Genomic DNA, 13,390 nt, shown 5'->3' on the forward strand with positions numbered 1-13,390 from the left:
GTCAGACTCCTGCCTTTGCGGTTTCGGATTTCGTGATGGTGCGGCGCTCGATGCGCTTCTCGATGTCGGTGCCCACCTCGATGACACGGTGCACGAACACGCCAGGCAGATGCACGTGATCCGGGTCGATCTCACCCGGCTCAACGAGTTGCTCCACCTGCGCGATGCAGACGCGACCCGCCATGGCTGCGATCGGGTTGAAGTTGCGGGCGGCCTTGTTGAAGACCAGGTTGCCGTGCCGGTCGCCCATGAGCGCGTGCACGATCGAGAAGTCTGTCGTGATCGCCTCTTCCAGCACGAATTCCTTGGGCGTTCCGTTGACATCGAAGGTACGGGTGTCCTTGACCGGGGAGGCGACGGCGATAGTGCCGTCCGGGTTGTAGCGCCGTGGCAGTCCACCCTCGGCGACCTGTGTGCCGACGCCGGTCTGAGTGAAGAATGCGGCAATACCGGATCCTCCGGCACGCAGCTTCTCAGCCAGCGTGCCCTGGGGAGTCAGCTCCAACTCGAGTTCACCGGAGAGGAACTGTCGTTCGAACTCCTTGTTCTCACCGACGTACGACGATGTCATCTTGCGGATGCGCTGGGCATTCAGCAGGATGCCGAGGCCCCAGTCATCGACGCCGCAGTTGTTGCTGACGATGCTCAGGTCGGTCGTGCCCTGTGCGAGCAGCGCTTCGATGAGGGCAATCGGGTTTCCGGAGAGCCCGAAGCCTCCGACTGCCAGGGACGCGCCGTTCGGAATGTCAGTGATTGCTTCTGCCGCAGTGGCCCATTGTTTGTCGATCATGCAGCACTCCTTCGTGTGAGGTCTACTTCCAGCATCCGCCTCTTTCCGGCCCGACGGAAGCTCCGGTCTTGCGATGTGGGTGTTCTTCTCGGTAACGTCCACATTGTGAACAGTTCAGCACCTTCGGTCCCCGGAACGCAGGCAGTGGCCCGCGCCGCGAGCCTGCTGCGCCTCGTCACTGCAGGAGGCGAGAACGGTGCGAGCCTGCAGGACCTCGCGCGTCAGGCAGATCTGTCGCGCTCCACGACGCATCGGCTGCTCAGCGCCCTGCGCGTAGAGGGCTTGGTTGATCGCGATGACCAGACGGCCAGATGGATGCCCGGCCCCGAACTGTTCCTCATGGGCGCTGTCGCCGCGGCGCGATACGACGTGACGGCGTTGGCACGCGACATCGTCCGCTCACTCGCTGTGAAGACAGAGGAGAGTGCATTCCTCTCGGTACGGCGCGCTGATGAGACCGTGTGCCTGCTACGCGAAGAAGGCTCGTTCCCGATCCGCTCTTTCGTCCTCAGCGAGGGTGTGCGCTTCCCACTCGGCGTGGCCAGCGCAGGCCTCGCGATCCTGTCGTTCCTGCCTGACCACGATGTGGATGCCTACCTCGAACGGCATCCGGAACTCAGTGAACGTTGGGGACGCACCCACAGCACAAAACCGCTGCGCACGAGGGTGGCTGAGACGAAGGAGCGTGGCTTCGCTATCAATCCTGGGCTGATCGTCGAAGGTAGCTGGGGAATGGGGGCAGCGGTGTTCGACCGGACGGGACGGCCAGAATGGGCGCTCAGTTTGACCGGCGTGGAATTCCGCTTCGGCCCAGACCGCGTCGCCGAACTCGGACGCACCCTGCTCGCGCACGCGCACCAGCTGTCCTCGCGGATCGCGAGCACGAGGCGCTGAATTCGCTCCGATCAGACGATCGCAGTACCGAGGTCCACCCGAAGAAGAGGCGACAGACCCTTCGCACCTCGCGCGCTCATCACCACTGTGTAGTGGTTCAGCCCGTCGAGGTGCTGATGCCTGATCGCAGGATACGCGGCGAGAAGCTTCGCGCGGTGCGCGGCGGAGTACAGCCCTGGTTCCTCGTTCTGCAGTCCGTGGGACGCGGTGATGAACAGCGTCGGATGCCGGAGAACCGCAAGTGCCTCCGTCAGCGCGGAGCCGAGGTTCAGGTCGATCGTGTCCTCGACCGTCGTCTGATAACTCGTCGCCGGACGATATTGATCTCCATCCGGATGAAGGTCGTACGCGATGTACTGCTCGAGCTCTTCGCTCCAGTCATCCTGGAATGCGGGATGGTGCCGCCAGAACCCGTCGGTGTAATCGGCGACGCTGGTCCAACGGCGCGACAGGCGATCTGCTGTCGGTCCAAGGATCAGCGACACCAGCTGCTCGGGTTCCACACCGGACGGAACGTCCAATGGAAGCCCGCCGTCGATGAGAATCAACTGCTGCACGCGCTCGGGGTGACGGTGCGCGAGGACCACTGCGACGAAGGCTCCCATGGAGTGACCGATCACCGGCACTGACCCGATCGCCAGAGCATCCAGCACGGCGCTCAGATCATCCGCGTGCGCGGCCATCCCCGCGGCGCCCGCGATCGAGTTGCTCGCTCCACGCCCGCGCAGGTCGGGTGCGATCACGCGCACGCCGGCGAGCTCAGCGACAACGAACGGCCAGGCCAGGTGTGATGCGGTCACACCGTGGATCGCGAGAACCGATGGTGCGCCGTCGGCAGGCACAACCGGATCCCAGATCCCTACGCGCAGATTGCCGCCGCTGACGGGGACGTCGATCGTCCGATAGCTGTGCGTGTTCATCGAGCGCTCCATCCGCCATCCATCGTGTATGACGCTCCGGTGACCATCGACGCGTGCGGTGACGCCAACCAGCCGGCGAGCGACGCGACCTCGCCAGGCTCTACGAGTCGCTTCACAGCGCTCTCCGTGAGCATGATCTTCTCGACGACTTCGCTCTCCGGGATACCGTGTACCTTCGCCTGATCGGCGATCTGCTTCTCGACCAGCGGGGTGCGCACATAGGCAGGGTTGATGCAGTTGCTGGTCACGCCGTGCGGGCCGCCTTCAAGTGCGGTCACCTTCGACAGGCCCTCCAAGCCGTGCTTGGCTGCGACATAGGCGGATTTGAAGGCGCTGGCGCGCAGGCCGTGCACGCTGGAGATGTTGATGATCCGCCCCCACCCGCGCTCGTACATGCCCGGCAGCACCGCACGGATGAGAAGGAAGGGCGCTTCGAGCATGATGCGCTGTATCGTGCGGAAATCATCGGGGACGAAATCCTGAATCGGGTTGACCCGCTGGATGCCGGCGTTATTGACGAGAATGTCTGCATCCAACTTCAGCGTGTCGAGTGCCGCGGTGTCGGACAGGTCGACTGCCCAGGCTTCGCCGCCGATGGCAGCAGCGTGTTCCTCCGCCGCATCCTTGTTGAGATCGGCAATGACCACGTGGGCCCCGCGTGCGGCGAACTCCTGCGCGCACGCGAGTCCAATTCCGCTCGCTCCCCCGGTAATGACGGCGCGGCGTCCGGCCAGATCTTGCTCAGCCATTCTCGTTCTCCTTCTCCGGCATCTCGGCCGCTGCTCGTGCGACCGCAGTGGGGCGCAGCGCATTGCCGATGAACCGGGTCATCCCATCGATCACCGCAGGGTCGATTGCGGCAGGTGTGTGGCCATCCGCATCGCGCTCCCAAAGCAGGTAGCGCATACCGATCAGCTCGCCAGCTCCCATCAGCGCCCAGGCTGCTACTTCGGGGTCAAGCTGCGGGTCGACATCACCGTTCTGCTGGGCATCGCGTAGCCCTGCACGGTAGCCGTCGACGATGCGCTCGTAGTGCAGCTTCAACGTCGCCGGCGACACGAACTCCGCCTCCCGTACGACGCGGTACAGCGCGGGGTGGGCCGCGGTGAAACGGAAGAAGCCCTCGAACCCGAGCCGCTCTGCCTCGATACGGTTCTCGGCCTCCGCCATCGACTCGGACATCGAGTGACGAACGCGACGGTTCAAGTCGATGACAAGCGCCTCGAAGATCGTCTGCTTGCTGTCGAAATACAGGTAAAAAGTCCCGAGCGCGACCCTTGCCGCCTCGGTAATCTTCACGATCGACGCCTCGTGGTATCCGAGCTCGGCGAAGACCGACTCCGCCGCCTCCAGCAGCTTGCGCCTGGTCGCTTCGCCGCGTTTGGTGAGTGGACGCCCGGTCGCTTGCGACACGTTGACGTCGGCGATGATCTCAACGGACTCGGTCATCAGCATCCTCTTCCTGATCTGCCGACACGAGCTCGGCGGCCCTTCGGCGCAGCGTCGCACGAGCGATCTTCTCGATCGTCGACTTCGGCAGCTCGTCCACGAAGACGATCCGTGCCGGGAGTTTGAAGGCGGCGAGTCGCTCCCTCGCGAAGGCGAGCAGCTCGTCGACGGAGAACGGCGTGCGGGCGACGACAAACGCGATGCCGCGCTCGCCCCAGACGTGATCGGGTGCACCGACGACAGCGACGGAGTCCACGAGCGGATGCTGCGCGAGCACACTCTCGACCTCAGCCGGGGCGACGTTCTCTCCCCCGGAGACGTAGATCTCCTTGAGTCGGTCGACGATGCGGTAAATGCCCTCGGCGTCCCGATGCGCGAGGTCACCGGTGCGCAGCCACGGCCCCGAACGCGCACGGGCGGTGGCATCCGCATCATCGAGGTAACCCGCGAAGGTGCTCGGGCCGCGAACCCAGAGCTCTCCGGTCGCCTCGCCCTCGAGCTCCAGCTCTGTCGTGACATCGACGAGGCAGACGTCGACGGACGGGTATGGACGCCCTACCGTGCCGCGGTGTGCGGCGAGCTCCTCGGCGGGAAGAGCCAGCACATTGGGTCCGGCCTCGGTGAGCCCGTACCCCTGGGTCATGCCGACACCGCGGTCTGCCCAGACCTCAGCCAGCGTCTCCGGTATCGTCGCCCCGCCCACCAATACGTGGCGCAGACTCGACAGGTCGGTGCTTTGCCAGCCGGGAGCCTGCTGCAACATGCGGTACTGCGTCGGCACACCCATCATCGTTGTCACCCGGCGTTCGGAGATGAGCTGCAAGACACGTCCTGGTTGGAAGGATCGCTCGAGCACAACCGTCGCGCCCATCCACCAGGCCAGCAGCGGCTGCACGTTCCACGCGGCGACGTGGTACTGCGGCAACATGGCCAGCACCACATCGGTGGAGATCATCGGCATGATCCGCGACAGCGCCATGTTCGTCCAGAAGCAGTTCTCGTGGGTGAGCACTACGCCCTTGGGCGCGGCCTCGCTGCCGGAGGTGAAGATCACCAGTAGCGGGTCATCGTCACGCACCGGCCGCCTCAAAGCAGTGATTGCCGGGACGGGAACCTGCGCCTCAACCCCGGTGGCGCCGAGGAAGACATACGCGGGCGCCTCGTGCTCCAGCATCCGAAGCGCCGTCCCCGCAAGCGCGATGTGCTCATCTTCCACGAGCACCAGTCCTGCGCCGCTTCGTCGGATGAGAGCGGACAGCTCCGTCGGCGTCAGCCGCCACGACAGCGGGATGAACGCGATGCCGAGGAACGCGCAGGCGAAGAAAGCGACCACGTGGTCGGTCGAGTTCCCCGACACGGTGGCAATGCGCTGACCTGCCCCGTACCCCGCCTCCTGAAGACGAGTCGCAAGCTGCTCTGCACGACCGGTCAACGTCGCGTAGTCCACGCACACTCCGCGGTCATCGATCGCGACCTTGTGCGGGTTGGATGCCGCGCGTTCACGCAGCCATCTGCCCACTGTGTGACGTCCATCAACCTCGAGGTTCATCGCGCTCCCACCTCCGCTCCCTGAAGATCGCTGTCGTCGAGGGCGCCGAGGGATCCGGCCGCGGCTACTGCCGCCCCGCGACGGCGTCGCAGCCAGGAGTCCACGGTACCGGCGATGCCACCAGGCAGGAACATGACCACGAGGATGAAGAGCACGCCGAGCAGGAAGAGCGGCTCGGAGAGCGGAATGCGCAGGAAGTCGGGCAACGTCTGGATGCCGTCGGCACGTGCCAGCACTGTCAGTCGTTGGTCGAGGATCGTGTAAAGCACGCCGCCGACGACGGCTCCCCAACGGAATCCGACGCCGCCGAGCACCACCATCACGAGCACGGTGATGGTGAGGTCAGCCCCGACCGCGCTGGGCTGGGTGCCGGACTGCAGCAGCAGATAGGCGACACCGGCAAGGCTCGCGCACATGGCGGCGATCACGAAGACGATGAGCTTCGCGCGAGCGGGCTTGAGGCCGAGAACTTGCACGCGCAGTTCATTCTCGCGCGATGCGGCGGCGAGGTGGCCGAGGCGGGACTTGTCTACCCACAGCACCAGGAGGTAGACGATGACGACGACTATCAGCGCGAACCAATACAGGTTGCGGGTATTCATCACCCCGACCAGCCAGTCCGGCACGCTGGCGGTGTTGAGTCCGAGACCCTCCTCCCCGCCGGTGATCGCCTGGTTGCGACGGACGAGTACGGAGCCGGCCTGCGCGAACGCGAGCGTGACCATCGCGAACGGGATGCCATTGACGCGCATGGCGACCGCGCCAGTGACGAGAGCGATCACCATGCCTCCGATGAGGGCGATGAACACACCCTGGGCGAGCGGAAGCTCAAACGCCTTCAGCAGGATGCCGAGTCCGTAAGCTCCCGCACCGAAGTACAGCGCATGGCCGAAGGAAAGCATGCCCGCAGTGCCGAGCAGCAGGTTGTACGACAGCGCGAGGGCGGCGAACACCATGCACAGCGACATCAAAGCGAGCGAGCCCGGCGTGTAGGTGGGGCCGGGCAGGATGCCGGGCAGCGACAGGTTCAATAGCGGCAGCACCGCCATCACGACGACGATCACGGCGCCGATGATCACGGGCGCGAAGCGCTTGAGGGACGACATCATGCTTTCCTCCCCATCAGGCCCGCAGGTCGCACGAGCAGCACCACGGCGAGCAGGATGACGACGATGAAGTCGCCGGTTCCGCCGAGATAGGTGTTGGCGACCTGCTGCAGCACCGCGACCAGCACGGAGGCGACGGCTGCACCGGTCAGAGATCCGAGTCCGCCAACCACAGTGACGATGAAAGCGAAGATGAGCAGCGTCGAGCCCAGGTGCGCAGAGACGTAAGTCATGGCGTGCATGGCGAGCACTCCCCCGATTCCCGCTGCGGCCCCGCCGATCGCGAACACGAGCGTGAAAGATCGGCGCACGTCGATGCCGAGCGCGGTGACCATGGCCCGGTTTTCGACGCCAGCACGGATGATCATGCCGTAGCGAGTCTTCTTCAGAAAGAGCACCAGCCCCGCGAGAACCAGGCCCGCCGCGATGATCAGCACCCAGTACTTATTCGGGATGCTGGCGCCGAGCACATCTGTGGTCTGTCCGAGCCAGGGCGGCCCGGCGATCGTGATGGCGTCAGTGCCCCAGATTCCTTCGAACAGCGCAATCGCGGCGAAGGAAAGACCAACGGTGACGAGCACCTGCTCGATGTGCCTCTCGTAGAGCGGCCGGATCAGCACCAGTTCCGTGAGCGTCGCGAAGACCGCTCCGACGACCGCACCGACCAGAATCGAGACCAGAAACCCCAGCCAGGTCGTGGCGCCAATCGCCTGCGCGACTGCCCAGCCAACGAAGGCACTGAGGGTGAGGAAGGCACCATGTGCGAAGTTCAGCACGTGCATGAGTCCGTAGATGAGGCTCAGGCCGCTCGCGACCAGGAAGTACAGGGCGCCGAGGCCGACGCCGATCACGAGGGTGAGGATGAGTACGCTCATGCGTGGGCCTCGGCGCTGACTCCGAGCAGCCGGCGAGTGAGATCGGCGTCGTCGAGGATTGCGCGTGCGGATCCCGTGTGCACGACACGACCACCCGCGATCACCACGGCACCGTCGGCGAGTTGCCGCACGACCTCGAGATTCTGCTCCACGAGCAGAATCGGCGTGGTCTTGGCAGCTTCGGCGAGAGCATCCGACACTTCTTTGACGATCTTCGGAGCGAGGCCTTTGGTGGGCTCGTCGACGAGGATGATCCGGTTGTCGTTCAGGAGGGCGCGTGCAACGGAGACCATCTGCTGCTGCCCACCGGAGAGTGTTCCCGCGCGCTGGTCACGGCGCTGTACAAGGTCAGGGAAGAGGTGGGCGACGAACTCGTGACGCGGATCGCGCTGTCGTTCTGCGAGAGCGAGATTCTCCGCGACGGTGAGACCGGCGAACACCTCTCGGTCCTCTGGAACGTAGCCAACACCACGTTGCACGATCTTGTGGGTGGGCAGGTTGTCGATCCGTTCCCCATCCAGCAGGACTTCACCGCGGCGCGTGATGAGTCCGAGGATGCCGCGCAGCGTCGAGGTCTTGCCGACGCCGTTTCGGCCGAGAATGGCAGTGATACCCACGGCGGGTACGTCAAAGGAAACGTCCTCGACGACCTGCTGTCCGGCGATGGATGCTCGCAGGGAGCGCACCTGAAGAATCGGATCGGTCATGCTGCTGTCCCCGTTCCGAGATAGGCGCTCTGCACGGTCGGGTTCTCCATGATCTTTTGGGGCGTGTCAAGAGCGATGATCGTGCCGAAGTACATGACGGCGACAAGATCAACCAGCCCCATCAGCACGTCAATGTGGTGTTCGACCATGAGCACCGTGCAGCCCTTCTCACGCTGCATGACGCGAATGTTCTCGACGAGTCCGGACACATCACCCGAAGCGACTCCCGCCATCGGCTCATCGAGAAGCACAAGGCGAGAGTTCGTGGCCAGCAGCGACGCGATCTCGAGCTTGCGCTTGTCGCCGTGACTGATGTCACCCGCGAGAGTGTCGAGCCGGTGGCCGAGTCCGACCTCCTCCAGCACGGCGATTGCTTGCTGAGTCGCGGGGTCGTCGCGGCGGGGGAACTTCAGCAGTGAATAGCTGCCACCGTGGATGGCCTGCGCCGCGATGCGGACGTTCTCGAGGATGCTCAGCTTGGGGAACAAGCTCGAAGTCTGGAAGGTGCGCCCCAGTCCTGCCCTGGCACGTCGCGGAACAGACAGCCGTGTGATGTCCTCACCGTCGAGGAGGACTCGGCCCGATGTGGGCTTGATCACTCCCGAGATGGCGTTGAACAGCGTGGTCTTGCCGGCACCGTTGGGGCCGATGACTCCGACGAGGGAGCCCGGGGCGATATCGAGGTCGACGTCCTTGAGGATCGTCGCTCCGCCGATCTGAAGACCGAGCCCTTCGACGCGCAGGGCCGCGCCGAAGGACGGGGTCTCGGGCAGGACTGGGGTGCTCATACGATGGTCAGCCTTTCGGTCACGGAGCGACGCCGGCGGCATCCGCCGTGTCGATGAGCTCCGCGACGAACGAGTCACCGTCAGCAATGAGCCGCGCCTGGTACATGTCCTGCAGGAGTGCGTGGTCCTCCGCGCGGACGGTGTTCGTGCCCTTCGGACCCTCGAACTCGAAGCCTTCCAGCGCTGCGATCATGGCATCCACGTCGCCCTGGCCTTCTTTGACGGCCTGCACGAGCATGATGGCCGCGTTGAATCCGTCGGGGCTGAACAGGTCGGGAGTGCCGCCCGCGGCCTCGATCGCGTCCACCATCGCGGCGTTGACCTCGTTGTAGGGAGCCCCCGGGAAGTAGTGGTTCAAGAAGTTGATCTGCTCGCTCGCCTCGCCATAGGCGCCGAAGGTCGCGGCGTCACCGAGACCGGTGACAACGGGAACGTTATCGAGCACGCCCTGTTGGCTCATCGCCTGCCACATGGCACCCGACGTCGCACCTGCCCAGGCCACGAACACGAGGTCAGGCTGTGCGCTCAGCACCTGCTGCGCGAACGGCGTGAACTCCGTGACGTCCTCTGCCACCAGAACCGGGGTGACCGTTGCGCCCTCGGCACCGAGAATCGCCTCTACGGCCGCGACGTTGCCCTGCCCGAACGCGTTGTTCTGAGCGAACACGGCGATGTTCTTGCCGTTGATGTCGTCCAGGAAGCTGCCCGCTGTCGCGACATCCTGTGCCGACTGCCGACCGGAGCGGAAGGTGTACTCGTTGACTCCGGTGATCGCGTCAGCGGCGGCGGGGCCAGAGATGAAGAGGACTTGGTTCTGGGCGGCCTGCTCGGCCATCGCCAATGCCACACCGGAGGATGCGCTGCCCAAGAGGATGTTGACGCCGTCGCCGATGAGTTCCTTGGCTGCGGTCACTGCGGTGTCAGGGTCGCCAGCGTCGTCGCGATACTCGATGATGATCTTCGTGCCGTCCACCTCGTCAGTGCCGTCGGTGGCGTAGTCAAGGCCCGCCTTGAACGCGTCGAGGTACTGCTTGCCGTAGCCGGCGAGGGGCCCGGTCTCGCTGGTGATGACGCCCGCGATGATTTCGGCAGGGCCGGAGGCCTCATCGCCGCTGGTGCCGCCGGTGTCGCTGCCTGTGCCGGTCTGTGGCGCACACGCCGCCAGAACGAGGGCAGCCGTGGCAACCACGGACCCCAGGAGCAACTTCTTTGAAAATCGCATGTGAATGCCTCTCGCCGTTGGAAGGTCTTGACGCTGAACCTGAAAGCTGATTCAGGTTTTCTAAACTCTAAATCCGGCTTGCGCTTTCGTCAAGCCCGCGCTCGCTTCTGCTTTCGATACGCTGGAGCGATGAGCGCAACGTTGCCCCTCCCTGAACGCAGTCTGGCTGTCAAACGGCATCTCGACCGTGCTGGCATCACAGCAGAGATCCGTGTGCTCCCCGCTTCGGCACGCACTGCCGCCGAAGCGGCGTCGGCCATCGGATGCGAAGTGGCCGCGATCGCCAACAGCTTGGTTCTGCTCGCAGATCACGCTCCGATACTGGTGATGACCAGCGGTGGACACCGCGTTGATTTCGCTGTCCTAGCAGACAGCATCGGTGCGAAGAACGTGGCGATGGCTCCCGCGTCCGCCGTCCGGGAGTCGACAGGCCAAGCGATCGGCGGCGTCGCGCCGATCGGACATCCCTCACCGCTGCGCACCTTCATCGACATTGCGCTGCGCGAGCACGACGAGATCTGGGCCGCTGCCGGCCACCCGCACACGGTCATGCCACTGACCTTCGACCTGCTCGAAGAACTCACCGGCGGCGAAGTGATCACCGTCAGCGTTTAAGGCAGCTGCTCGTTCAGGACGTAGTCGGCGGCCGTCCGCAACACGTCGAGCTCCACCGGCAGGAGCGGAGCCTCAGCGGGGAACGCCTGCGCGATTGAGAGCCCGTTGACCACGGTGTGGAGAAACCTGGCTCGGCGTGCGTTGTCCCCCGGCACGAGCGAACCCTCACCCTGGAGAACCGTGAGGCAATACTCGATGCGACGGCGCAGTTCCCGCTCGCTCGCCAGGTATTCCTCCCGCGCCGCGTCTGTCGGCGCAGGCCTCACGTAACGGTCGAAGGCCTCACCCCACGTGTCGCGCGGTTCCCGGCCTTCCACTCCGAGTGTGAGCAGTCGCTGAAGGGAGGCGACGAGTCGATCTCTCGCTGGTATGGACGAGTCGTGCACGCTGTCGTCGGGAAGCACGGTGTCGTAGACCAGGACGAGCACCTCGTCCATCAGTTCGCGCTGGGTGGGAAAGTGGTGCTGCACCGACCCCGCACTTACCCCGGCCCGTGCGGCGACTGCCCGAACGCTCGGCGTCGTCGCGGACTCCCCTCCCAGCATCGTCGCCGCCGCCCAGAGGATCTTGTCGCGGCTGCTCAGGCCTTCCGGTGGACGAGCTTCCATCTGGTACCTTCCGTTACGCCGTATTGTGTTTCTAGGCTACCCCTGCCCCAACGTTCGACTTGATCTTGTGCGGGGTTCGCGCCGGACCAGTGCGGTGGGTGCGCATCCACACGATAAGAACCGTAATGGCGATGACCACTCCGGGGAGAAGTGTCGTCATCGTTCCGACGCCGGCCGTGCGATCGTACGCGGCGGTGATATCGACGTGCAGTGCCGCGTCAAAAAGGAAGCCCAAGGTGTTGAAACCTGCGTGCAGTACCACCGCGATCTCAATGCCGCCCGAGCGCCAGGTGACCAGCGCGGTCCCGAGGGCGAAAATCAGGTAGTTAACGTTCAGCAACAGATCAGTCGAGAAGTGAACGAGAGCGAACAGCACACTCGAAACGACGATGCCGACTACGAGGCCCGCCCGTGCTCCGCGCGCCCATCCGCCGGCAACCCGGAAAATCAGTCCACGGAACCCGTACTCTTCGCCGGCACCCTGGAGTGGTGTGAGCAGCAGCGTGGCAATAAGGAACCAGACCACATCCGTCTGGCTCCAGGTGGTCTCCGGCAGCGGCGCCCAATACAGGATGGCCGTGATGACGGTCCACGCGGGGACGAGGAAGAGCAGCGCCCGCCCGAAGATGTCGAACCGGAAACGCGAGATCACCGAATGCAACGATGCGCCCTTCACACCGTAGAGCCAGCGCTGGATGAGCATGCTCCACGGGATGAGTATCGCGACTGAAGCCATGCCTGCCGCGTGGAACAGGGGTGTGTACGCCACAGTGCCGTCGGCGCGAGAGCCCTGCACCATCGTTACCACGGCGGAGAACAGGATGCTGAAGAACAGCATCCCGCCGATCAGGAGCACAATCGCGAGGATGCCTCGACCGATCCGTCGCTTCTCCCCTGCGAGCACACGGTGGTACTCAACGTCGGGCGGAATGATTTTGGTGCGCTGGTTCATGATGTTGGTTCCTTTCGAATCGAATGATTACTGAGCGGTTATGTGGTGGGTTGACGTAGGTGCTCAGGCGCCGAAAGCGTCGAGCAGCCAGTGGAACTTCAGTCGGAGCGCACGTTCAGTGGCGGCGAGTCCAGCGCCGAAACCCAGTGCGATGTTGAGCCAGAGCGGGAGGTCTAGCGGCGAGTCGAAATGCCCGAAGCGCTCGGCGACCGGCGGAATCTGGGAGAGCTGCTCCAACAGCTGCACCCCGTTCACACCCACGCCGATGACCAACACGATGATCGAGATCGCGCCCAGCAAGTGGCTGAGCGTGGGATGATCTCGATCGAAACGAAGCCTGCGGCCGATCGCTGTCTTAGGGTGCGGAATCAGACGCTGGGCGGCGCCGCCGTCCGGCAGATAATGGGCACGTCGTAGTCCGGCCGACCCCAGGGACACCTCGACCACACCCCCTTCGACGGGCATGACAGCGGGCAGGGGTGACGCGGAATGATGCCAACCATTGAGGTACAGGTGCGCCATGCCGTCGTACAGGTCTGTGTCGTCGTCTCGGGCCTGCTTGCCGGACGTGCGGACGTCGACGACGTAGTCGATACGGCTGCCATCTGCGTAGGTGAGCGGCAGCCGGAGTAGCTTCCGCCCGGAGAGCAGGTGCCACCAGCGAAACGGCTCGAGCGGGCGCCCGTCACCGGCACCCGTGCGGTTCGCAACCTCGCGGCGCTGACGATCGCTCAGCATGCGGCACACTCCTTCGATCGAGAGGCAACCAATACGCTGTATTGGTCGAATCGATCGATAGTACCACAAATGCCAATACAGTGTATTGGTCTGGTTGCGCGCGACATACAGAAGGAGGAGCATCGGCGCGGGCTACAAGAACTCACCGGCGGCGAAGTGATCACCGTCGCTCGTTGT

General features: G+C 64.5%; 15 protein-coding genes. 2 read left to right on the plus strand and 13 right to left on the minus strand.

Annotated features, from left to right (window positions below; all coding sequences use genetic code 11):
* Position 1: 1 nt before the first annotated feature.
* Positions 2-790 carry a CoA transferase subunit A gene (locus ACSU04_RS03310; RefSeq protein ID WP_439278401.1) on the minus strand — a complete coding sequence of 263 codons (789 nt, stop codon included), beginning with the start codon at positions 788-790 and terminating at the stop codon, positions 2-4.
* 105 nt (positions 791-895) lie between these two features.
* Here ACSU04_RS03310 and ACSU04_RS03315 point away from each other — a divergent pair, with 105 nt between their 5' ends.
* Entirely contained in the window at positions 896-1,684 is a 789-nt protein-coding gene (locus tag ACSU04_RS03315; RefSeq protein WP_439278402.1) for an IclR family transcriptional regulator, read from the plus strand.
* Between the two features lie 11 nt (positions 1,685-1,695).
* Here the strand turns inward: ACSU04_RS03315 and ACSU04_RS03320 are convergent, their stop codons facing one another.
* The 9 genes from ACSU04_RS03320 to ACSU04_RS03360 are packed head-to-tail and all read right to left on the minus strand — an operon-like array spanning position 1,696 to position 10,300.
* Complete coding sequence (locus ACSU04_RS03320) at positions 1,696-2,604, minus strand: alpha/beta fold hydrolase (protein ID WP_439278403.1); 909 nt, start codon at positions 2,602-2,604, stop codon at positions 1,696-1,698.
* Positions 2,601-3,353, minus strand: a complete 753-nt coding sequence (locus tag ACSU04_RS03325) for a 3-hydroxybutyrate dehydrogenase (RefSeq protein ID WP_439278404.1) — start codon at positions 3,351-3,353, stop codon at positions 2,601-2,603. Before ACSU04_RS03325 ends, ACSU04_RS03320 begins: the two co-directional genes overlap by 4 nt.
* Entirely contained in the window at positions 3,346-4,053 is a 708-nt protein-coding gene (locus tag ACSU04_RS03330) for a TetR/AcrR family transcriptional regulator (protein ID WP_439288426.1), read from the minus strand. The genes ACSU04_RS03325 and ACSU04_RS03330 overlap by 8 nt, the downstream gene beginning before the upstream one ends.
* Positions 4,037-5,602 carry a class I adenylate-forming enzyme family protein gene (locus ACSU04_RS03335; protein WP_439288427.1) on the minus strand — a complete coding sequence of 522 codons (1,566 nt, stop codon included), beginning with the start codon at positions 5,600-5,602 and terminating at the stop codon, positions 4,037-4,039. The genes ACSU04_RS03330 and ACSU04_RS03335 overlap by 17 nt, the downstream gene beginning before the upstream one ends.
* Positions 5,599-6,711 carry a branched-chain amino acid ABC transporter permease gene (locus ACSU04_RS03340; RefSeq protein WP_439278407.1) on the minus strand — a complete coding sequence of 371 codons (1,113 nt, stop codon included), beginning with the start codon at positions 6,709-6,711 and terminating at the stop codon, positions 5,599-5,601. The genes ACSU04_RS03335 and ACSU04_RS03340 overlap by 4 nt, the downstream gene beginning before the upstream one ends.
* A complete protein-coding gene (locus ACSU04_RS03345) occupies positions 6,708-7,583 on the minus strand; it encodes a branched-chain amino acid ABC transporter permease (protein ID WP_439278408.1) in 876 nt (291 codons plus the stop codon). The genes ACSU04_RS03340 and ACSU04_RS03345 overlap by 4 nt, the downstream gene beginning before the upstream one ends.
* The gene (locus ACSU04_RS03350) at positions 7,580-8,290 is read right to left on the minus strand and encodes an ABC transporter ATP-binding protein (protein ID WP_439278409.1); all 711 of its coding nucleotides are present in this window, start codon (positions 8,288-8,290) and stop codon (positions 7,580-7,582) included. Before ACSU04_RS03350 ends, ACSU04_RS03345 begins: the two co-directional genes overlap by 4 nt.
* Positions 8,287-9,078, minus strand: coding sequence for an ABC transporter ATP-binding protein (locus ACSU04_RS03355; RefSeq protein WP_439288428.1), 792 nt, complete (start codon positions 9,076-9,078; stop codon positions 8,287-8,289). The genes ACSU04_RS03350 and ACSU04_RS03355 overlap by 4 nt, the downstream gene beginning before the upstream one ends.
* A gap of 19 nt (positions 9,079-9,097) precedes the next feature.
* Positions 9,098-10,300, minus strand: a complete 1,203-nt coding sequence (locus ACSU04_RS03360; RefSeq protein ID WP_439288429.1) for a substrate-binding domain-containing protein — start codon at positions 10,298-10,300, stop codon at positions 9,098-9,100.
* Between the two features lie 129 nt (positions 10,301-10,429).
* Between ACSU04_RS03360 and ACSU04_RS03365 the strand changes: the two genes are divergently transcribed.
* Positions 10,430-10,915, plus strand: a complete 486-nt coding sequence (locus tag ACSU04_RS03365) for a YbaK/EbsC family protein (protein ID WP_439288430.1) — start codon at positions 10,430-10,432, stop codon at positions 10,913-10,915.
* On the opposite strand, the gene ACSU04_RS03370 is transcribed toward ACSU04_RS03365, so the two are convergent.
* From ACSU04_RS03370 to ACSU04_RS03380, 3 genes are all read right to left on the minus strand, one after another.
* Complete coding sequence (locus tag ACSU04_RS03370; protein WP_439288431.1) at positions 10,912-11,523, minus strand: TetR/AcrR family transcriptional regulator; 612 nt, start codon at positions 11,521-11,523, stop codon at positions 10,912-10,914. The two genes, ACSU04_RS03365 and ACSU04_RS03370, sit on opposite strands and share 4 nt — an antisense overlap.
* A gap of 31 nt (positions 11,524-11,554) precedes the next feature.
* Entirely contained in the window at positions 11,555-12,475 is a 921-nt protein-coding gene (locus ACSU04_RS03375) for a lysostaphin resistance A-like protein (protein ID WP_439288432.1), read from the minus strand.
* Positions 12,476-12,538: 63 nt separating this feature from the next.
* Positions 12,539-13,213 carry a hypothetical protein gene (locus ACSU04_RS03380; protein WP_439288433.1) on the minus strand — a complete coding sequence of 225 codons (675 nt, stop codon included), beginning with the start codon at positions 13,211-13,213 and terminating at the stop codon, positions 12,539-12,541.
* Between the last annotated feature and the right edge of the window lie 177 nt (positions 13,214-13,390).

Source organism: Microbacterium sp. A84 (assembly GCF_051842815.1).
Taxonomy (GTDB): Bacteria; Actinomycetota; Actinomycetes; order Actinomycetales; family Microbacteriaceae; genus Microbacterium.

Coding starts and splice junctions, on each gene's coding strand:
- ACSU04_RS03380 (WP_439288433.1), bottom strand. CDS start 13,213: ATGCTGAGCGATCGTCAGCGCCGCGAGGTTGCGAACCGCACGGGTGCC.
- ACSU04_RS03320 (WP_439278403.1), bottom strand. CDS start 2,604: ATGAACACGCACAGCTATCGGACGATCGACGTCCCCGTCAGCGGCGGC.
- ACSU04_RS03365 (WP_439288430.1), top strand. CDS start 10,430: ATGAGCGCAACGTTGCCCCTCCCTGAACGCAGTCTGGCTGTCAAACGG.
- ACSU04_RS03350 (WP_439278409.1), bottom strand. CDS start 8,290: ATGACCGATCCGATTCTTCAGGTGCGCTCCCTGCGAGCATCCATCGCC.
- ACSU04_RS03325 (WP_439278404.1), bottom strand. CDS start 3,353: ATGGCTGAGCAAGATCTGGCCGGACGCCGCGCCGTCATTACCGGGGGA.
- ACSU04_RS03370 (WP_439288431.1), bottom strand. CDS start 11,523: ATGGAAGCTCGTCCACCGGAAGGCCTGAGCAGCCGCGACAAGATCCTC.
- ACSU04_RS03335 (WP_439288427.1), bottom strand. CDS start 5,602: ATGAACCTCGAGGTTGATGGACGTCACACAGTGGGCAGATGGCTGCGT.
- ACSU04_RS03340 (WP_439278407.1), bottom strand. CDS start 6,711: ATGATGTCGTCCCTCAAGCGCTTCGCGCCCGTGATCATCGGCGCCGTG.
- ACSU04_RS03330 (WP_439288426.1), bottom strand. CDS start 4,053: ATGACCGAGTCCGTTGAGATCATCGCCGACGTCAACGTGTCGCAAGCG.
- ACSU04_RS03375 (WP_439288432.1), bottom strand. CDS start 12,475: ATGAACCAGCGCACCAAAATCATTCCGCCCGACGTTGAGTACCACCGT.
- ACSU04_RS03355 (WP_439288428.1), bottom strand. CDS start 9,078: ATGAGCACCCCAGTCCTGCCCGAGACCCCGTCCTTCGGCGCGGCCCTG.
- ACSU04_RS03310 (WP_439278401.1), bottom strand. CDS start 790: ATGATCGACAAACAATGGGCCACTGCGGCAGAAGCAATCACTGACATT.
- ACSU04_RS03360 (WP_439288429.1), bottom strand. CDS start 10,300: ATGCGATTTTCAAAGAAGTTGCTCCTGGGGTCCGTGGTTGCCACGGCT.
- ACSU04_RS03345 (WP_439278408.1), bottom strand. CDS start 7,583: ATGAGCGTACTCATCCTCACCCTCGTGATCGGCGTCGGCCTCGGCGCC.